At 64.4% G+C, this 19754-nt stretch carries 19 protein-coding genes; 15 read left to right on the plus strand and 4 right to left on the minus strand.

The annotated features are described in order from the left end of the window. Positions 1-8: 8 nt before the first annotated feature. The 6 genes from fliD to fleR all read left to right on the plus strand — a co-directional run bounded on the left by fliD (position 9) and on the right by fleR (position 6704). A complete protein-coding gene (fliD, locus tag BLQ74_RS01785; RefSeq protein WP_090260258.1) occupies positions 9-1406 on the plus strand; it encodes a flagellar filament capping protein FliD in 1398 nt (465 codons plus the stop codon). A 116-nt stretch (positions 1407-1522) separates the two neighbouring features. Next, positions 1523-1903 (plus strand): flagellar export chaperone FliS, encoded by a 381-nt coding sequence (fliS, locus tag BLQ74_RS01790; RefSeq protein ID WP_090260260.1) that lies wholly within the window; start codon positions 1523-1525, stop codon positions 1901-1903. A 28-nt stretch (positions 1904-1931) separates the two neighbouring features. Next, complete coding sequence (fliT, locus tag BLQ74_RS01795; protein WP_090261147.1) at positions 1932-2228, plus strand: flagellar protein FliT; 297 nt, start codon at positions 1932-1934, stop codon at positions 2226-2228. A gap of 250 nt (positions 2229-2478) precedes the next feature. Further along, complete coding sequence (locus BLQ74_RS01800; protein WP_090260262.1) at positions 2479-3954, plus strand: sigma-54 dependent transcriptional regulator; 1476 nt, start codon at positions 2479-2481, stop codon at positions 3952-3954. Positions 3955-4077: 123 nt separating this feature from the next. Further along, entirely contained in the window at positions 4078-5283 is a 1206-nt protein-coding gene (locus BLQ74_RS01805; RefSeq protein WP_425287475.1) for a sensor histidine kinase, read from the plus strand. A 5-nt stretch (positions 5284-5288) separates the two neighbouring features. Then, the gene (gene fleR / locus BLQ74_RS01810) at positions 5289-6704 is read left to right on the plus strand and encodes a sigma-54-dependent response regulator transcription factor FleR (protein ID WP_090260266.1); all 1416 of its coding nucleotides are present in this window, start codon (positions 5289-5291) and stop codon (positions 6702-6704) included. Positions 6705-6749: 45 nt separating this feature from the next. On the opposite strand, the gene BLQ74_RS01815 is transcribed toward fleR, so the two are convergent. Beyond that, the gene (locus tag BLQ74_RS01815) at positions 6750-8585 is read right to left on the minus strand and encodes a calcium-binding protein (protein ID WP_090260267.1); all 1836 of its coding nucleotides are present in this window, start codon (positions 8583-8585) and stop codon (positions 6750-6752) included. A 401-nt stretch (positions 8586-8986) separates the two neighbouring features. Here BLQ74_RS01815 and fliE point away from each other — a divergent pair, with 401 nt between their 5' ends. From fliE to BLQ74_RS01850, 7 genes are all read left to right on the plus strand, one after another. After that, positions 8987-9328 (plus strand): flagellar hook-basal body complex protein FliE, encoded by a 342-nt coding sequence (gene fliE / locus BLQ74_RS01820; RefSeq protein ID WP_090260268.1) that lies wholly within the window; start codon positions 8987-8989, stop codon positions 9326-9328. A 19-nt stretch (positions 9329-9347) separates the two neighbouring features. Next, positions 9348-11135 (plus strand): flagellar basal-body MS-ring/collar protein FliF, encoded by a 1788-nt coding sequence (fliF, locus tag BLQ74_RS01825; RefSeq protein WP_090260269.1) that lies wholly within the window; start codon positions 9348-9350, stop codon positions 11133-11135. Positions 11136-11141: 6 nt separating this feature from the next. Then, positions 11142-12158: a flagellar motor switch protein FliG gene (fliG, locus tag BLQ74_RS01830; RefSeq protein ID WP_090260271.1), complete on the plus strand. Its 1017-nt coding sequence runs from the start codon at positions 11142-11144 to the stop codon at positions 12156-12158. Beyond that, positions 12159-12956 carry a flagellar assembly protein FliH gene (fliH, locus tag BLQ74_RS01835; protein WP_090260273.1) on the plus strand — a complete coding sequence of 266 codons (798 nt, stop codon included), beginning with the start codon at positions 12159-12161 and terminating at the stop codon, positions 12954-12956. It abuts the gene before it with no gap. Continuing rightward, positions 12946-14301, plus strand: coding sequence for a flagellar protein export ATPase FliI (gene fliI / locus BLQ74_RS01840; protein ID WP_090260275.1), 1356 nt, complete (start codon positions 12946-12948; stop codon positions 14299-14301). Before fliH ends, fliI begins: the two co-directional genes overlap by 11 nt. Positions 14302-14379: 78 nt before the next feature. Next, the gene (gene fliJ, locus BLQ74_RS01845) at positions 14380-14823 is read left to right on the plus strand and encodes a flagellar export protein FliJ (protein ID WP_090260276.1); all 444 of its coding nucleotides are present in this window, start codon (positions 14380-14382) and stop codon (positions 14821-14823) included. A 101-nt stretch (positions 14824-14924) separates the two neighbouring features. After that, complete coding sequence (locus BLQ74_RS01850; protein WP_090260278.1) at positions 14925-15572, plus strand: DUF1345 domain-containing protein; 648 nt, start codon at positions 14925-14927, stop codon at positions 15570-15572. A gap of 21 nt (positions 15573-15593) precedes the next feature. Here the strand turns inward: BLQ74_RS01850 and BLQ74_RS01855 are convergent, their stop codons facing one another. Then, on the minus strand, positions 15594-17048 hold the full coding sequence (locus BLQ74_RS01855; protein WP_090260280.1) for a TrkH family potassium uptake protein: 1455 nt from the start codon (positions 17046-17048) through the stop codon (positions 15594-15596). A gap of 41 nt (positions 17049-17089) precedes the next feature. Between BLQ74_RS01855 and BLQ74_RS27890 the strand changes: the two genes are divergently transcribed. Continuing rightward, positions 17090-17215: a hypothetical protein gene (locus tag BLQ74_RS27890; RefSeq protein WP_280139802.1), complete on the plus strand. Its 126-nt coding sequence runs from the start codon at positions 17090-17092 to the stop codon at positions 17213-17215. A 50-nt stretch (positions 17216-17265) separates the two neighbouring features. Then, a complete protein-coding gene (locus BLQ74_RS01860) occupies positions 17266-17826 on the plus strand; it encodes a nitroreductase family protein (RefSeq protein WP_090260282.1) in 561 nt (186 codons plus the stop codon). On the opposite strand, the gene BLQ74_RS01865 is transcribed toward BLQ74_RS01860, so the two are convergent. Both BLQ74_RS01865 and BLQ74_RS01870 read right to left on the minus strand, forming a co-directional pair. Then, positions 17807-18283 (minus strand): hypothetical protein, encoded by a 477-nt coding sequence (locus BLQ74_RS01865; protein WP_090260285.1) that lies wholly within the window; start codon positions 18281-18283, stop codon positions 17807-17809. The two genes, BLQ74_RS01860 and BLQ74_RS01865, sit on opposite strands and share 20 nt — an antisense overlap. 47 nt (positions 18284-18330) lie before the next feature. Beyond that, positions 18331-19668: a sensor histidine kinase gene (locus BLQ74_RS01870; RefSeq protein ID WP_090260288.1), complete on the minus strand. Its 1338-nt coding sequence runs from the start codon at positions 19666-19668 to the stop codon at positions 18331-18333. Positions 19669-19754: the final 86 nt, after the last annotated feature.

The following is a 19754-nucleotide window of genomic DNA, read 5'->3' on the forward strand; positions in this document are numbered from 1 at the left end:
GACTGCAAATGGCTACTACGGTGAGTGGTGTTGGTTCTGGGATCGATATTACCTCGATCGTGACATCTCTGGTGAGTGCGCAGAAATCACCCAAGCAGAATCAGATCAGCACCCAGCAATCCAACGCCAACACCCAGTTGTCGGCTATGGGGACGTTGCAGAGCGCACTCGCTACCTTTCAGAGTGCCCTGACGTCGCTGAACGATGCCAAGTCGTTCGCCGGCCTGGCGGCCACTTCTTCAAATACCTCTTTTGTCACAGCCAAGATGGGAACCGGTGCAACGGCCGGCACCTACGATATCAACGTCACCAGCCTGGCAACCAGTTCCAAGGTGGCTACCCAGTACGTGAGCGCATCGACCAGCTTTGGCGCCGGCTCTCTGAAAATCACCCAAGGCAACAGTAATTACAACGTCAGTGTGAGTGCTGGAGCCAGCCTGTCGAGCATCCGTGACAGCATCAACAGTCAGCTGAAATCCAGCGGCATTACCGCCAACATCATCACTGACTCCACCGGCTCGCGCCTGGTGCTCAGCTCCAGTGTCACCGGTAGCGGCAGCGATATCAGCGTGGCGGCGTCCGGTGACAGCAGTCTGTCGGCGCTGAACATCGATGGTGTCAACACCAAGGCTTCGGCAACCTCGGGTGGCTATGTTTCGGCGCCGGCGGCGAATGCTGTCTACTCGATCGACGGCCTGTCGATGAGCAGTTCCACCAACACCATCACCAGTGCCATCAGTGGCGTGGAGTTCGACCTTGTCGCCGCTGGGCAGGCCAAGGTTTCGGTGGCGACCAACACTGACGGCTTGAGGACGTCCATACAGTCGTTCGTCAATGCCTACAATGCGATGGTAAGTACCACCAACTCGCTGACTAAGGTAACCACCACCACCGCGTCCGATGGCACTACCAAGACGTCGGCGGCAGCGCTGTCCAGCGACGCCATGACTCGCACTCTGCTTAATGGCCTGCGCAACGAGTTGGTGGGGTCTTCGACAAGTGGCGGCAGTATCAAGCTGCTCTCGCAGCTCGGTATTTCCACCCAGACCGATGGCACACTGTCGATCGACGACACCAAGCTGACCACGGCATTGACCAACAATTTCTCGTCGGTTCAGGGCTTTTTCACCGGCACCGGTGGCTTGTTGGATCGCATGTCCAACAGCTTGAATGTCTACACCCAGACCAACGGCTTGCTCGATCAGCGCAAAGGTAATCTGCAGGATACCTTGAACACTCTGGCGACCCAGCTGACCGCGCTGAACACGCGTATGGACAAGCTGACGACCACGCTCATGGCCAAGTACACCGCCATGGATACGCTGGTGTCTCAGCTCAACGCCACCAGCAGCAGCGTGCTCACTACCCTCAATGCGCTCAACAATAAGAGCAGTTCGAGCGGCTGATACCGGGCTGCGAACCGTGTTGCGCAGGTGGTATGAACAGCTAAAGAAATACCTGTCCCCGCCGATACCCTTGATAACGGCGAATTGCTCGCTCTAGGGAACAAAGGGGATACCGCATGAACGCCATGGCCGCCCTGCGCCAGTACCAGAATGTGAACACGCAGTCGCAACTGCACGACGCCTCGCCGCATCGGTTGATTCAGATGCTGATGGAAGGGGGGCTCGGTCGCATAGCTCAGGCCAAAGGAGCTATGGAGCGCGGCCAGTATGCGCAGAAGGGCATGCTCATTGCGAAGACCATGGGTATCATTGGCGGGCTTCGTGAGGCGCTGAACCTCGAAGCGGGCGGAGAGTTGGCGCAAGGTTATGCCAATCTCTACGACTACATGAATCGTCGTCTTGCCGAAGCGAATCGCAGCAATGAGGCGGAAATTCTCGATGAAGTATCGGGATTGCTGCGGACGATCAAGGAAGGCTGGGATGGCATCGCTCATTGATGGCACCCCGTCGAGGAGAATCATATCGATGAGTTCCGCCGTTGAGCGTATTGAACAGACTCGCGCCGCACTTGGGGTCGCGCTGGCTGAGTGCGATTGGGAGAAAGTCGCGCAACTGGACCTCGAATGCCGTCGCCATGTCGACAACGCCATGCTGGAGCCTATCGACGACGATAGCGAGCTGCGGCAGAGTCTCGAGGGCTTGCTGCGGTTGTACCGCGATCTGGTTCAGGCGGTAACCATCCAGCGTGAGAATACGGCCGAGGAAATCGCTCGCGTCAGCCGGGCCCACAAGGGTGCGAAGGTTTACCAGCTGTTTGGCTGATGCTTGAGGGGGCCGTTTCTGTAAGGCGCGGAGCGGCCCGTGATGACGTGCGACCCCAGGTCGCAGCCGCTCGCCCCCGCATGCGAGTAGGTGCTTCGTCGGAAATAGCAAAAAAATCACGTCATAAAATTGACTAGTGCCACATTTTTGACTTTACTAGTGGCCAAATGCTGGCGAGCAAAGGGTTTGTCTCCGTCAGATACTTCCTGTCGCCGTTCGCCGGCCCATGCCATCGGAAGATAAAAGCAAGATGTGGCGCGAAACCAAGATTCTGCTGATCGATGACAATTCCGAGCGTTGCCACGAACTCTCGGTCATTCTCAATTTCCTAGGCGAGGACCAGTTGTCCTGCCGTAGCCGTGACTGGCGCCTGACGGTTGATCCACTGCCCAATGGCAGTCGTGATGTCCTCTGTGTGCTGATTGGACATGTCGACAACAAGGGCGGTGCGTTGGAACTGCTCAAGCAATTGTCGACCTGGGACGAATTCCTGCCGGTATTGCTGATCGGCGAGCCAGCGCCTGCCGACTGGCCGGAGGAGGTTCGCCGCCGTGTGCTGGCCAGCCTGGAAATGCCGCCCAGCTACAACAAGTTGCTCGACTCCTTGCACCGTGCCCAGGTCTATCGGGAAATGTACGATCAGGCCCGTGAGCGTGGTCGTCAGCGCGAGCCGAACCTGTTCCGCAGTCTGGTCGGTACCAGCCGTGCGATCCAGCAGGTGCGGCAGATGATGCAGCAGGTCGCGGATACCGATGCCAGCGTGCTGATCCTGGGTGAGTCCGGCACTGGCAAGGAAGTGGTCGCGCGCAACCTGCACTATCACTCCAAGCGCCGCGAGGCGCCTTTCGTTCCCGTGAACTGCGGGGCTATTCCGGCGGAACTGCTGGAAAGCGAACTCTTCGGGCATGAAAAGGGTGCCTTCACCGGTGCCATCACCAGTCGTGCCGGACGTTTCGAACTGGCCAACGGCGGTACTCTGTTCCTCGACGAAATCGGCGATATGCCGCTGCCGATGCAGGTCAAGCTGCTGCGCGTCTTGCAGGAGCGCACGTTCGAGCGGGTCGGCAGCAACAAGACGCAGAATGTCGATGTACGCATCATCGCTGCGACCCACAAGAACCTCGAGAAAATGATCGAGGGGGGCAGCTTCCGCGAGGACCTGTACTACCGCCTCAATGTGTTCCCGATCGAGATGGCTCCGCTGCGCGAGCGCGTGGAAGACATTCCGTTGCTGATGAATGAACTCATCTCGCGCATGGAGCATGAGAAGCGCGGCTCCATTCGTTTCAACTCCGCGGCAATCATGTCGCTGTGTCGGCACGACTGGCCGGGCAACGTGCGTGAGCTGGCTAATCTGGTCGAGCGCCTGGCGATCATGCATCCCTATGGGGTCATCGGCGTGGGTGAGCTGCCGAAGAAGTTCCGCCATGTCGATGACGAGGATGAACAGCTGGCGAGCAGCTTGCGTGAGGAACTGGAGGAGCGCGCCGTGATCGCTGCGGGCCTGCCGGGCCTGGACTCGCCGGCGATGCTGCCGGTCGAGGGTATCGATCTCAAGGATTACCTGGCCAACCTCGAACAGGGATTGATCCAGCAGGCGCTGGACGATGCCAACGGCGTGGTTGCCCGTGCAGCCGAGCGCCTGCGGATTCGACGCACCACGCTGGTCGAGAAAATGCGCAAGTACGGCATGAGCCGACGTGAAGAGGAAATGGCGGAGGATTGACGCTTCCGCCGTGCTCTATTTTCCAACTCATTGAAAAATAAGAGATATTTTTTAGGCACGCGGTTTGCTTAGCCTCTTCCAGCCGACGCTTCGATGACGTCGGATGGAAGAGAGAGCCGCATGATGCCAGCCGTACCCCAGCAGTCCGAGCAAACCTCCAGCGACGCCATGGAGGAAAGCAGCCGCGCCAACCTGGAACAGGCTTTTGCCCTGTTCAACCAGATGTCCAACCAGCTCAGCGAGTCCTACAGCATGCTGGAGGCCCGCGTCAGCGAGCTCAAGGGACAGCTGGCTCTGGTCAGTGCGCAGCGCATGCAGGAGCTGGCGGAAAAGGAACGTCTGGCCAACCGCCTGCAAAGCCTGCTCGACCTGCTTCCGGGGGGCGTCATCGTCATCGATGGCCAAGGTGTGGTGCGGGAAGCCAACCCGGCGGCGCTTGGCATGCTCGGCCAGCCGTTGGTGGGGATGCTCTGGCGTCAGGTCATCGCTCGTTGCTTCGCCCCGCGCAAAGACGATGGCCACGAAATTTCCCTGCGCGATGGGCGCCGCCTGTCCATCGCCACTCGCTCGTTGAATGGCGAGCCTGGGCAACTGGTTCTGCTCAATGACCTGACCGAAACCCGTCGCCTGCAGGATCAACTGGCGCGCCATGAGCGGCTCTCGGCCCTTGGGCGGATGGTCGCTTCGCTGGCCCATCAGATCCGCACGCCGCTCTCCGCAGCCATGCTCTATGCCAGCCATTTGAGCGAGCAGGCGTTGCCGTTGGAGCAGCAGCAGCGCTTCGCTACCCGCCTCAAGGAGCGTCTGCATGAGCTGGAAAACCAGGTTCGCGACATGCTGGTGTTCGCCCGTGGCGAGCTACCGTTGCCGGATCGCCTGGCGCCGGCGGAATTATTCGCGGGCCTGCGCGCCGCCGCCGAGTCCCATGTCTCCGGTCTGCAATTGCGCTGGCAATGCGATGCGCGGGCCGGCGAGCTGCTATGCAACCGTGACACGCTGATTGGCAGTGTGCTCAACCTGCTGCAAAACGCCATTCAAGCCTCCGGCCGCGAGGTCCGCTTGAAGGTGCACCTGTATGCCCGTGGCGACAGCCTGCGCCTGTCGGTCAGCGACAACGGACCGGGGATGGATGCCACTACCCTGGCGCGGCTGGGGGAACCCTTCTTCACCACCAAGACCACTGGCACCGGCCTTGGCCTGGCGGTGGTGAAGGCCGTGGTCAAGGCGCACCGTGGCGAGCTGCTCCTGCGCTCGCGCCCGGCTCGCGGCACCTGCGTCACCCTGATCCTGCCGCTGATCGTGGCTCCCGTTAGCGAACACAAGGAATGAACCGCATGTCCGCCAAAGTCCTGTTGGTCGAAGACGACCGCGCCCTGCGCGAAGCCCTTTCCGATACCTTGCTGATCGGAGGCTGCGAGTTCACAGCAGTGGATTGTGCCGAAGCGGCCCTGGTGGCGCTTCAGCAGGAACCCTTTGCCCTGGTGATCAGCGACGTCAACATGCCGGGCATGGACGGGCATCAGTTGCTCGCGCTCATCCGCGCGCGTTACCCGCAACTGCCCGTGTTGCTGATGACTGCCTATGGCGCGGTGGATCGCGCGGTGGACGCGATGCGGCAGGGGGCCGCGGATTACCTGGTCAAACCCTTCGAGCCCAAGGTGCTGCTGGAGTTGGTCGCCCGCCATGCCCTGGGACGCGTCAGCGTGGCGGAGAGCGATGGCCCGGTCGCGGTCGAACCGGCCAGCCGTCAACTGCTGGAACTGGCCGCGCGGGTGGCGCGCAGCGACTCCACGGTGCTGATCTCCGGCGAGTCCGGTACCGGCAAGGAGGTATTGGCGCGCTATATCCACCAGCAGTCGCCGCGTGCCAATAAGCCCTTCATTGCCATCAATTGCGCGGCGATTCCCGACAACATGCTCGAGGCCACGTTGTTCGGTCATGAGAAGGGCGCCTTCACTGGCGCCATCGCCGCGCAGCCGGGCAAGTTCGAGCTGGCCGAAGGCGGCACCATTCTGCTCGACGAGATTTCCGAAATGCCCCTGGGCTTGCAGGCGAAGCTCCTGCGCGTGCTGCAGGAGCGCGAGGTTGAGCGAGTCGGCGCGCGCAAACCGATCGAGCTGGATATCCGCGTATTGGCGACCACCAACCGCGATCTGCTCGGCGAAGTAGCAGCGGGGCGTTTCCGCGAGGACCTCTACTATCGCCTCTCGGTATTTCCCCTGGCTTGGCGTGCCTTGCGCGAGCGCCCGGCGGATATCCTGCCGCTCACCGAGCGTTTGCTGGCCAAGTACGTGAAGAAAATGAACATGGCTGCGGTGAGCCTTTCCAGCGAGGCGCGCGCCGCTTTGCTGGCGCACCCCTGGCCGGGCAACGTGCGCGAGCTGGACAATGCCATTCAGCGCGCCCTGATTCTTCAGCAGGGCGGGCAGATTCAGCCGCAAGACCTGTGCCTGACCGCGCCCATCGGCCATGCCGCGCCGACCGTCGTCGTGGCGCTGCCGCCACCCTTGTCGGTGGTGCCGAGCAGTGTCGAGATTCCGTCGCCGTCGAGCCAGGAGGCCGCCGGCGCCCTTGGCGAGGACCTCAGGCGCCGCGAGTTCCAGATGATCATCGATACCCTGCGCAGCGAGCGTGGCCGTCGCAAGGAGGCTGCCGAGCGCTTGGGCATCAGTCCGCGCACCCTGCGCTACAAGCTGGCGCAGATGCGTGATGCCGGCATGGATGTCGAGGCGTATCTCTACGCCAGTTGATGGGCGGGCGCGGAGGCTGCTAAGCCGCCGCCCCAGCCGTCTGGATCAGATCACGCTGATCATGTTCATCTGCAATTGGGTGGCCTCCAGGCCCGCCAGGATCAGGCTGCTGTCCCCGACGCGGATCAGGGTGTCGTTGCCTTGTTGGCTGGCGGCGGCGACGACCGCCTCCTTCGAGGCGAAGAGGTTGCGGGAGAAAACCAGGGTATCGACGCCGTTCTGATGGAGATTGAAATCGCTGATGCGGTCCTGGCCGAAGTCGAGTTGGTCAAAGACGAACCGGTCGCTGCCGACACCGCCACTGAGCAGATCGTTGCCCACGCCTCCCTGTAGCCAGTCATCGCCGGCACCGCCGTACAGCTGGTCGTTGCCGGTGCCGCCCAGCAAGCGATCGTTGCCCGCGCCACCGTGCAGCAGGTCATTGCCGCCGTTGCCGTGGAGGATGTCGTCGCCGCTCAGGCCGACTATCCGGTCATTGCCCTGGCTGCCGTGCAACAGGTCGTTGCCGCGACTGCCTTCCTGGGCGGCGGAGTAGCCCTTGTCGCGGCCGAACCAGCCGTTGTAATCGAGGCGATCCGGCTTGACCGTGTAGGTCGGGACCAGCGCCAGCAGCGGGTCGAGCAGGGGGTTGTCGACCTGCTGGGTCATGAAGGCGATTTGCTCCACATCGTGGAGTTCCTTGAGCCCGTACCTGCCGTTTATGTCGTTGAGCAACAGGCTGCCGTCGCTCAGGCGCATCGCCTCGTAGTCCGAGGCTTGTCCAGGCAGGTAGACAGTGTCGTTGCCACTGCCGCCGGCGACCACGTCGGTCCCCGTGCTCAGGCGGAACTTGTCATTGCCGGCGAAGCCGTCGAGGAAGTCGTCGCTGCGGCCGTCCTGCAATTTGTCGCCGCCGTCGCTGCCAAGCAGGAAGGCGGGTGTTCCGTAGTGGTCGGAGGTCGAGGTGGGCTTGTCGCTGACCCAGAACAGCGAGCGGCTGGCGGGAGCGAGATTGCTGATGACGATGGTGCTGTCGCGCTCGATGAAGTCATAGAAGCTGGACTGGCCGATCAGCGCGATGGGGTTGCTGAACACCCCGCCGATATGGGCCGACCAGTTGGTGATATTGAGTATCGAGAAAGCGATGTTGGGCCAGGTGGGCTGTAGGTAGGTGGAATCGAAGAGCACGATGTTGTCGAGGGTCGAGTCGTAGCGGTTGTCGTGTCCATGCAGGGCGTTGTTGATGGCTTCCAATGGGTCGCTGGTCTGGCCGATGGCGCGGAACACCACGTCGTTCTCGAAGCCGACGTTGATGATGCCGTCGCCGTCGTTGATCTTCGGGGCTGCCAGGCCCACGTAGTCAGCATCCTTGAAGAAACCGTCGGCCAGGCTCTCGCGTTGCAGGTACATGTTGTTGACCGCGCCGCCGCCCAGGCTGTAGCCGGTCACCAGCACGTCCTTGCCGCTCAGACCGTGGCCGCCGGCGAAGCCCTTGATGGCGTCGAGCAGATAATCGAAGGCCCTGATGTAGCTGTTATCGATCATCTTCAGATAGAAGGGCACGTCGACCAGGGAGTTGGTCCCGGCGATCGAAAAGGCAACTTTCCTCAGGGCGCCCTGGTTGTCGTACTGGCCGAACACCCTGGCCTGTGAATCGGGTACTCCTTCACCCTTGAACTGACCGGACAGGTCAAGCCGGTCGTGCGACAGCCCCAGTTCGCCGGGAGCGAGTTCGCGCCAGCCGTTGGTGAGGGCATAGTTGGTGCTCGGACGGGAGAACAACAGGCCGGTCAGCTTGAACAGGCCGCCGGCGACAGCGGTGCCGCTGCTGTAGGAGGCCAGCGTCCAGGCGTCGGCAATGAGCGTGCGGGCATCTTGGTTCTTGTAGTCGAAAATGGCCATTGGGAAGGTCTCGCGATTCAACGGATGTGGCGCATGAACCGAAGCGCCGAGCGCTGCCTGCCGGCCATGCCCAGGCATTGATAACGGTCCGGGTTCTGACTGCCCAGCATTCATGGCGCATTGCGGATGCTTCCTACGAGGCATTGGGGCGCCGTCCGACTCCGTCGGCACTGCATGGGGAGGAATGCATTTCCAGATGAGTGACAGAATTCCGTCGGCTTCCCGAGAACATCGCGCCGCCAGCCATGGGGGCGCGCGCTGGATTCCGTCGCACACCCCTTGGCCATGGCTGAACGTCACGCCAGACGGCCACTCTGGAAACATGGCACCCTTGTTGCAAATCCCTATGCCAAAGCGCCGCAGGCGTCAAAAAAGTCGCGGCTTGGGTGAAGGGGAAGGAAATGAGTCAGGGTATCGAGTTCAACCGTCTGCTACTGGAAATGCGCTCCATGCAAATGGACGCCATGGCCAAGGCCAAGCCGCTGGCCCCGACGAGCGCCACCCCGGCCGCGGAGGGCGCGCCGAGTTTCTCGGACATGCTCGGTCAGGCAGTGAACAAGGTGAATGCCACCCAACAGACGGCAACCGATATGGCCAATGCCTTTGAAGTTGGCCAGAGCAACGTCGACCTCACCGATGTGATGATCGCTTCGCAGAAGGCCAGTGTGTCCTTCCAGGCCATGACCCAGGTGCGCAACAAGCTGGTCCAGGCCTATCAGGACATCATGCAGATGCCGATCTGAGCGGCGGAGTAGATAGGTCATGGCTGAAGCCAGCGTAGAAAACCAGGTTCCCGCCAAGCTTGGCGCCAGCGTGCTGAAGAAGCCGTTGATGGGGCTGACGTTCCTCGAGAACCTCGCCGAGATGCCGATGCTGCGCCAAGTGGGCCTGCTGGTCGGGCTGGCGGCGAGCATCGCCATCGGTTTCGGCATGGTGCTCTGGTCGCAGCAGCCGGACTACAAGCCGCTGTACGGCAGCCTGAACGGCGTCGATGCCAACAAGGTGGTGGAAGCGCTGAGCGCCGCCGATATCCCCTACAAGGTGGAGCCGAATTCCGGCGCCTTGCTGGTCAAGGCCGATGACCTCGGGCGCGCCCGCATGAAGGTGGCCGGCGCTGGCCTGGCACCGACCGACAGCAATGTCGGCTTCGAGATTCTCGACAAGGAACAGGCGCTGGGCACCAGCCAGTTCATGGAAGCGACCAACTACCGTCGCGGCCTGGAAGGGGAGCTGGCGCGCACGGTGTCCAGCTTGAATAACGTCAAGGCGGCGCGTGTGCACCTGGCCATTCCGAAAAGCTCGGTGTTCGTCCGTGACGAGCGCAAGCCGAGCGCCTCGGTGCTGGTCGAACTCTACCCGGGGCGCAGCCTGGAGCCCAGCCAGGTGCTGGCGATCGTCAATCTGGTCGCGACCAGCGTGCCGGAGCTGGACAAGTCCCAGGTCACCGTGGTCGACCAGAAGGGCAACCTGCTCTCCGATCAGCAGGAACTCTCCGAGCTGACCATGGCCGGCAAGCAGTTCGACTTCACCCGGCGCATGGAAGGCAATCTGACCCAGCGCGTGCACAGCATCCTGCAGCCGGTGCTGGGCCAGGGCCGCTACAAGGCCGAGGTATCCGCCGACGTCGACTTCAGCGCTGTGGAGTCCACCGCCGAGTCCTACAACCCGGACCAGCCGGCACTGCGCAGCGAGCAGGTGAACAATGAAGAGCGCCAGAGCAGCGGCGGCCCGCAGGGAGTGCCGGGTGCACTGTCGAACCAGCCTCCGGGGCCGGCCAGCGCGCCGCAGCAGACCGGGCAGAGCGCTTCCTCGGAGTATGTCGCGCCGGGCCAGCCGCTGAAGGATGCCAACGGCCAGACCATCATCGACCCGAAAACCGGCAAGCCGGAGCTGGCGCCCTATCCGACCGACAAGCGCGAGCAGAACACGCGCAACTACGAGCTGGATCGCTCCATCAGCTACACCAAGCAACAGCAGGGTCGCCTGCGTCGGCTTTCCGTCGCCGTGGTGCTCGACGATCGCCTGGTCAGCGATGCCAAGACCGGCGAGGTCAGCCACAAGCCGTGGAGCGCCGACGAACTGGCGCGCTTCACCCGCCTGGTGCAGGATGCGGTCGGCTACGACGCCAGCCGCGGCGACAGCGTCAGCGTGATCAACGCGCCCTTCGCGCCCGAGCAGAACCTCGACCTCGCTTCGCCGCCGTTCTACTCCCAGCCGTGGTTCTGGGACGTGGTCAAGCAGGTGCTGGGCATCGTCTTCATCCTGGTCCTGGTGCTCGGCGTGCTGCGCCCGGTACTGAACAACCTGAGCGGCAACAAGAACAAGTCCCTGGTCGCCGGCGAGGGAGGCGAAGGCGCCCTCGGCGAGCTGGGTGGGCTGGAGGGCGAGCTGTCCGAGGACCGCGTGAGCCTCGGTGGGCCGCCGAGTATCCTGTTGCCCAGCCCCAGCGAGGGGTACGATGCGCAACTCAATGCGATCAAGAGCCTGGTAGCCCAGGACCCGGGCCGCGTGGCCCAGGTAGTGAAGGATTGGATCAACTCCGATGAGTGACGTTGTATGAGCGAGTCGCGCGCAGCCGCCAAACTGAGCAAGGTCGACAAAGCCGCCATTCTCCTGCTGTCGCTCGGCGAGACCGACGCGGCGCAGGTGCTGCGGCACATGGGGCCGAAGGAAGTGCAGAAGGTCGGCGTGGCCATGGCGCAGATGCGCAACGTGCACCGCGATCAGGTCGAGCAAGTGATGAGCGAGTTCGTCGAAGTGGTCGGCGATCAGACCAGCCTCGGCGTCGGCGCCGATGGCTATATCCGCAAGATGCTGACTCAGGCGCTCGGCGAGGATAAGGCGAACAACCTCATCGACCGCATCCTGCTCGGTGGCAACACCAGCGGCCTGGACAGCCTGAAGTGGATGGAGCCGCGCGCGGTCGCCGATGTGATCCGCTACGAGCACCCGCAGATTCAGGCCATCGTGGTCGCCTACCTCGATCCCGACCAGGCCGCCGAAGTGCTCAATCACTTCGACCACAAGGTGCGCCTGGACATCGTCCTGCGCGTTTCCTCGCTGAACACCGTGCAGCCGTCGGCGCTGAAGGAACTCAACCTGATCCTGGAGAAGCAGTTCGCCGGCAACGCCAATGCCACTCGCACCACCATGGGCGGCGTGAAGCGCGCGGCGGACATCATGAACTTCCTCGACAGCTCGGTCGAAGGCGCGCTGATGGACTCCATCCGCGAAGTGGACGAAGACCTCTCCGGGCAGATCGAGGACCTGATGTTCGTCTTCGATAACCTCGCCGATGTCGACGACCGTGGTATCCAGGCGCTGCTCCGCGAGGTGTCCTCCGATGTCCTGGTGCTGGCCCTCAAAGGCTCGGACGAGGCCGTTCGCGAAAAGATCTTCCGCAACATGTCCAAGCGTGCCGCCGAGCTGCTGCGTGACGACCTCGAGGCCAAGGGCCCGGTGCGCGTCAGCGAAGTGGAAGGCGCGCAGAAGGAAATCCTCACCATCGCCCGGCGCATGGCCGAATCCGGCGAGATCACCCTGGGTGGCAAGGGCGGCGAGGAGATGATTTAAGTGGTATTACCCGCTAAACCCAGGGGCGACCAGGACGTCGACTCCAGCGACCTGATTCGCGCGCGTGACGTTGGCGGTTTCGACCTCTGGTCGCTGCCCAGTTTCGACCCGGTGGTGGAGCTGCCGGAGCCCGAGCCCGAACCGCTGCCGGAAGAGCCTGACGTGCCGGCGGTGGAAGAGGTCCCGGTCGAGGACGTCAGACCCCTGACCCTCGAGGAACTCGAGGCGATCCGTCAGGACGCCTATAACGAAGGCTTCAGCACCGGCGAGAAAGACGGTTTCCACACCGGCCAGCTCAAGGCCCGCCAGGAGGCCGACGAGGCCTTGCAGGAGCGCGTCAAGCAGCTGGAAACCCTGATGAGCCAGTTGTTCGAGCCCATCGCCGAACAGGATCGCTTGATCGAGCAGGTCCTGGTCAATCTGGTCGGCCAGATCGCTCGCCAGGTCATCCAGCGCGAGCTGTCCAACGATTCCAGCCAGGTGCGCCAGGTGCTGCGCGAAGCCCTCAAGCTGCTGCCGATGGGCGCGCAGAACGTGCGCATTCACGTCAATCCGCAGGACTTCGAACTGGTCAAGGCGTTGCGCGAGCGGCATGAGGAAAGCTGGCGCATCCTCGAAGACGAGGAGCTGCTGCCCGGCGGTTGCCGGATCGAAACCGAGCATTCGCGCATCGACGCCAGCATCGAAACGCGCCTGGCGCAAATCACCAAGCAGTTGTTCGAGCAACAGCGCGACCAGGCCACTCATCCCCTGGAAGCGGACCTGCACATCGACCTGGGGGCCGCCGATGCGCCTTGAGCGGGTCAGTTTCGGTAAGCGCCTGCAAGGTTATCTCGATGTCGCCAATCTTCCGGCGCAGCCGGTGGTGGAAGGGCGCCTGCTGCGCATGATCGGCCTCACCCTCGAAGCCGAGGGACTGCAAGCCGCAGTGGGCAGCCGCTGTCTGGTGATCAACGACGGTGGCTACCATCCGGTACAGGTCGAAGCCGAGGTCATGGGCTTCTCCGGCAGCAAGATATTTCTCATGCCGGTCGGCAGCCTCGCTGGCATCGCCCCCGGCGCCCGCGTGGTACCGCTGCCGGAAAGCGGCCGGCTGCCGATGGGCATGTCCATGCTCGGCCGCGTGCTCGACGGCGTGGGCCGCGCCCTGGATGGCAAGGGCGGTATGCGCGCGGAAGACTGGGTGCCGATCGACGGCCCGATCATCAACCCGCTGGCGCGCGAACCCATCCATGAGCCGATGGACGTCGGCATCCGTTCGATCAACTCGTTGCTCACCGTTGGCCGAGGCCAGCGCCTCGGTCTGTTCGCCGGCACCGGCGTGGGCAAGAGCGTGCTGTTGGGCATGATGACCCGCTTCACCAAGGCCGACATCATCGTGGTCGGGCTGATCGGCGAGCGGGGCCGCGAGGTCAAGGAATTCATCGAGCACATCCTCGGCGAGGAAGGCCTGAAACGCTCCGTGGTGGTCGCCTCGCCGGCCGACGATGCGCCGTTGATGCGCCTGCGCGCGGCCATGTACTGCACGCGGATCGCCGAATACTTCCGTGACAAGGGCAAGAACGTCCTGCTGCTGATGGATTCGCTGACCCGCTTCGCCCAGGCCCAGCGTGAAATCGCCCTGGCCATCGGCGAGCCGCCGGCGACCAAGGGCTATCCGCCGTCGGTGTTCGCCAAGCTACCGCGCCTGGTGGAGCGAGCCGGCAACGGCGAGAAGGGCGGCGGCTCGATCACCGCGTTCTACACAGTGCTCAGCGAGGGTGACGACCAGCAGGACCCGATCGCCGACGCCGCCCGCGGCGTGCTCGACGGGCACTTCGTGCTGTCGCGCCGGTTGGCCGAGGAAGGCCATTACCCGGCCATCGACATCGAGGCCTCGATCAGCCGGGTCATGCCCCAGGTGGTCAGCCCCGAGCAGTTGCAGAACGCCCAGCGCTTCAAGCAGCTGTGGTCGCGCTATCAGCAAAGCCGCGACCTGATCAGTGTCGGCGCCTACGTGGCCGGCGGCGATGCCGAGACCGACCTGGCCATCGCGCGTTTCCCGATCATGCGCCAGTTCTTGCGCCAGGGCCTGACCGAAAGCCAGAACCTCGACGACAGCGCCCTGCTGCTGGACGCCGTGCTGTCCGGCAGGGCTGGCTGAGGTGCGCGCCATGGCGGCATGCGTCGCATGGACTGAGCCTCGCGAAGCCCAAGTCGTCACGACGGGGCGGCAGCCAGCATGAGCCGCCGTGCCGAGCGCCTGGCCCCGGTCGTCGACATGGCCCTGAAAGCCGAACGAGAAGCCGCGCGCCAGCTCGGCCTGGCGCAGAATCAACTGCTGCAGGCGCAGCGCAAGCTGGCTGAACTGGAGCGCTTCCGCGGTGACTACCAGCAGCAATGGATCGAGCGCGGCCAACAAGGCGTCAGCGGGCAATGGCTGATGAACTACCAGCGCTTTCTGTCGCAGCTGGAGGCCGCGGTCGAGCAACAGAACCGCAGCCTCGACTGGCAACGCGAGGTGGTCGACAAGGCCCGTGGCGCCTGGCAGGAGAAATACGCGCGGTTGGAGGGGCTGCGTAAGCTGGTCGAGCGCTATCGTGAAGAAGCGCGCCTGCTCGAAGACAAGCGCGAGCAGAAACAGCTCGACGAATTCGCCCAGCGCCTGCGGCCCAGCGCCTATTAGCCGCTCGGCGCCGGCAACCGCCAGCGTCAGGAGAGCCCGATCATGCCGCGACACCTGTGTCATCTCCGTCCATCAGCGCCCTGGAGCAAGGGGCGCGTCCTATGCGCTTGAGCCCTGCGCTGTTGCGTACCCATCCGCGGTTGCTCGTCGCTGCGATCGTCGGTGTGCTGGTGGCGCTCGCCGTGCCGCTGGGGCCGCTGATGCGTGTCCTGGTCGGTTGGAATACCGCGGCCTGGTTATACGTGTTGCTGATCGCCATTCTGGCGACCCGTTCGACGGCGGCGCAGGTCCGGCGCCTGGCCGATGTCGAGGACGAGAACGCCAGGGCGGTGCTGGTGCTGGTCTGCCTGGCGGGGCTTGCCAGCCTGGTTGCGATCATTTTCGAGCTGGCCGCGGCGCGTGACCTGCATGGCAGCGACAAGCTGCTGCGCTATGCCTTCACCGGCAGCACGGTGCTGGGCTCCTGGTTCCTCATCGGTACCTTGTTCGCCATGCATTACGCACGCCTGTATTACCTCGCGCCGGCGCAGCAGGCGCCGCTGCAGTTTCCTGACGCCCCTTGCGAGCCGGATTACTGGGACTTCCTCTACTTCTCCTTCACCCTCAGCGTGGCCGTGCAGACCTCGGATATCGCCATCGCTTCGCCGGTGTTGCGCAAACTGGCCCTGGGACAGTCGATCATCTTCTTCCTGTTCAACACCGCGATCCTCGGCTTGAGCATCAATATCGCCGCCGGGTTGATCGGCTGAGGCGTTGCGGCAGAAGGCGCCTCAGTGGCGCCAGAAGGCCGGGGTGAAGAGCACCAGTACGGTAAGGATTTCCAGGCGGCCGAAGAGCATCCCGGCACAGAGCAGCCACTTGGCGGCGTCCGGCAACGGCGCGAAGTTGCCCGAGGGGCCGATCACCGGGCCCATGCCCGGACCGACGCCGGCCACGGTACTGGCGGCGCCGGTCAGCGCGGTCATCCAGTCCAGACCGAGGAAAGTCAGGGCCAGGCCGAGGAGGCCGACCGTGGCGCCGAAGAAGAACGAGAAGGTCAGGATCGAACGGACGATTTCTTCGTCCAGGCGGTGGCCGTTATAGCTCTGGCGGAGCACCGCGCGCGGGTGGATCAGTTGGTACAGGTTGGCCTTGAGCAAGGTGTAGGCGACCTGGAAGCGGAAGATCTTGATGCCGCCGGCGGTGGAGCCGGAGCAGCCGCCGATGAAGCCCAGGTAGAAGAACAGCATGATGGAGAAATGCCCCCACAGGCTGTAGTCGCCCAGGGCGAAGCCGGTGGTGGTGACCACCGAGGTGACGTTCACCGCGACGATGCGGAAGGCGTCCGGCCAGGGCAGGTCCGAGTTCAGCGCGTACCAACTGCCCATGACCAGCCAGGTCACCAGCAGCAAGCCGAGGAAACCGTGCACCTGGTGATCCTTGAGCAGCGCCCGGCGATGACCGCGCAGGGTCGCCACATACAGCGAGAAGGGCAGGCTGCCGAGGATCATGATCACCACCGCGACCCAGTGCACCGCCGGCTGCCGCCACTTGGCCAGGGACTGGTCGGAGGTGGAGAAGCCGCCGGTGGAGATCGCCGACATCGCGTGATTGAGCGCATCGAACAGGCCCATGCCCGCCCACCAGAGGGCCAGGCTGCCGAGGATGGTGATACCGACGTACACCGCGACTATGTACTTGGCGACCATGTGCGAGCGCGGCATGACCTTGTCGGTGCGGTCCGAGGACTCGGTCTGGAACAGGCGCATGCCGCCGATGCGCAGCATGGGCAGGATGGCCACCGCCATGCCGATGAAGCCGATGCCGCCCAGCCAGTGCAGCAGCGAGCGCCAGATGAGTATGCCCGGGGACATGCTGTCCAGCCCGCTGAGCACCGTGGAGCCGGTGGCGGTGATGCCGGACATGCTCTCGAACAGCGCATCGGTGATGCTCATGTGGCGGGCGAAGATGAACGGCAGGGCGGAGAACAGGCAGACGATCAGCCAGCTCGATACCGTCAGCATGTACATGTCCCGCGGGCGCAGGCGAACTTGATCGGGACGACCGGGCAGCACCAGGCCGAGGCCGGCGCTGAAGGTGATGATGCTCGACCAGATGTAGGGGGGCAGCTCGGCGCCGCGGCTGTAGTAGAGCAGGGTGGCCACGGGCACCAGCATGGCGACCGCCAGGGTGATCAGGAACAGGCCGATGATGAATCCGAGGGTGCGTAGGGTCGGCAGGGCCATGTAGCGAACTCAGCGGGCAGGAACGGAGCATTCTATCCGGCGTGGCGGCCCTCGGGGGAGGCTTCACCAGCAAGGCGCTGCGCTGCATCGGCCTGCTCGGCGAGGCCGGCCGTGGCGCCCATGGCCTGCAGCGCATCCTCTGCCGCGCCTGGAAGCCGGGCGGATGAGAAGGCATTGCGTCTACAATGGCGCCTTTGTGTCTTGCTGGAGGTAGCCCATGGAGGCTTACGACGCGCTGGTCAACCGTGTATCCCATGCCCGCCTGGGTGAGCCGGCGCCTTCCGCCGAGCAACTGGATCGTCTGTTCCGTGTCGCCCTGCGCGCGCCGGACCATGGCCAACTGCGGCCCTGGCGCTTCCTGACGGTGGAAGGCGAGGCGCGCGGGCAACTCGGCGAATTGTTCGCCCGCGCGACCCGCGCCGCGCAGCCCGAAGCCACGCCCGAGGCCCTGGCCAAGGCGCGCGCCATGCCCATGCGCGCACCGACCCTGGTGGTGGCCATCGCGCGTCTGCATGAACATCCCAAGGTGCCGGAAATCGAGCAACTGCTGGCCGCCGGCTGTGCCGCCTATGGCCTGCTGCAGGCTGCGTTCGTCGAAGGCTTGGGGGCCATTTGGCGCACTGGCGCGCTGGCCTCCGACCCGCTGGTACAGCAGGGCCTCGGCCTGAGCGCCAACGAGCGCATCATCGGCTTCATCTACCTGGGCACGCCCACGGGTGAGCGGCGTCAGCCGACCCCCCTCGATCCGGCCGCGTTCGTCAGCGCCTGGCGGGGCTGAGCGGCAGGCTCAGGCGCAGCTTCCAGCCGTCGCTGCCGCTGCGCCAGAGCAGGCGGCCGCCCTGCCAGGCGGCCAGTTGCCGGGCGGCTTGGGTGGCCGCCGGCAGCCAACCGCGCGCCTGTTCATCCACCCCGTTCACGTCGATGCGCAGCCCGCCGCGTTCCAGATGCAGGCCCAGGGCGATGGCGGTGCTCTCGCGTGCCTGAATAGCGCCCTCGATGAGTCGATCGAGGGCTTCGTGCAGGGCGTCCGGCCAGGTGTGCAGCGGCCAGGTACCGCCTTGCGGCAGCGTCAGCCTCAATCCCGGCCAGCAGTGCCGCCAGCGTTGCGCGAGCATGCCCAGCTCCACCGCCATCACCAGGCTCTGCGGCTCTTCGCGGGGTGGCTGCCCAGCCAGGCGGGCGAGCGATGGGCGGGGCTGGGGCAGGGCAGGCAGGTGTTCGGCGGGAAGGTTCATGGACGGCTCCGGAGAAGGATGCGCGCCGTCGCGCGGCGCGCGCGGACTCATGCGATGTGGCGGGTGACAGGCAGCTCGATGGTGGCGACGAAGCCTCCCTCGGGATGATTGGCCAGGCGCAGGCGGCCGGCGTGCCGCTCCACCGCGCGGCGGGCGATGGCCAGGCCCAGGCCGTGGCCGGGGCTGTCCTGGTTGGGCGCGCGGAAGAATGGCTCTCCCAGGTGCGCCAGGTGTTCGGCGTCGGCCCCCGGACCGTGGTCGCGGATGCTGATGCGCAGGACCTGGTCGTCGCTTTCGGCATCCACTTCCAGCGGCTTGTTGCTCGGGTTGAAGCGCAGGGCGTTGCGTAGCAGGTTGTCCAGCGCCCGTTCGAGCATGTCCGGCCAGCCGTCCAGCGCCAGGTCGGCCGGGACGCGCAACTGGATGTGCTGCTCGGGGGCCAGCAGTTGGGCGTCTTCGCGCAGGCGTTCGAGCAGCGGCAGCAGCACGATATGGCTGGCGGGGCCGGGGTCGGCGTCGAGACGGGCGAGGGCGAGGATTTCGCCGATCAGCCCTTCCAGCCGGTCGCATTCCTGCTCCAGGCGCGGCCACATGTTGGCGCGCGCTTCGGGCGTTGCGCGCTCGGCCAGGGCCAGGGCGATACGCAGGCGCGCCAGGGGCGAGCGCAGTTCATGGGACACGTCGCGCAGCAGTTGGCGCTGGCTGTTGATCAGGCGCTGCAGGCGGGCGCCCATGCGGTTGAAGTCGCGGGCCAGGACGCCCAGTTCGTCGCCACGCTTGGCCAGGCGCGCGAGGCTGTCCTGCTGGTAGGCGGTCTGGCCGAGGTCATGCACGGCACGGCGCAGGCGGTTCAGCGGGCGCGTGATGGACAGGGTCACCAGCAGGCTGACGATGGTCAGCACCACCAGGGCGATGCCCAGTGCGCTGAGTGGCCAGAGGAGGCTGCTGCGGTGCCAGGCCTCCAGCGCGCCATGGGGAATGCGGTAGATGAACAGGTAGGTGTGGTCGCTCTGCGCGCTGGTGTATTCCTGGCTCAGTTGACGCCAGGGGAAGCGTGGCAGGTTGGAGCGATTGAAACCTTCCTCGGGCGGCCGTGGCGGGCGTGGCAGGTAGGTGCCATCGACCAGGCGCTGACCGCTTTCGTCGAGCACTTGCACCGACAGCTCGAAGTCGTGGCGGCGTTGCACCAGGAACGCCTGGGCAGCGTCGGGACCTTGCTGTTCATAGAGGACGGTCCACTGCTTGGCCAGGTCGTGCAGGCCGGGATAGCGGGCGATGATCCAGGTGTCCTGGTTCAGCGCGCGGCCGAGCAGTATCGACAGACCGGCGACCAGCAACAGGGCGAGCCAGAAAGCGGCGAGTACTCGCCAGAAAAGAGATCGCATGGTCTTCCTGTTCAGTCGCATGGCCCGTTCTTATCGGTGATGCAGGCATGACGAAGACGCCGGGGAGTGCCCGGCGTCTTTGCCTG

Source organism: Pseudomonas panipatensis (assembly GCF_900099785.1).
Classification (GTDB): Bacteria; Pseudomonadota; Gammaproteobacteria; order Pseudomonadales; family Pseudomonadaceae; genus Pseudomonas; species Pseudomonas panipatensis.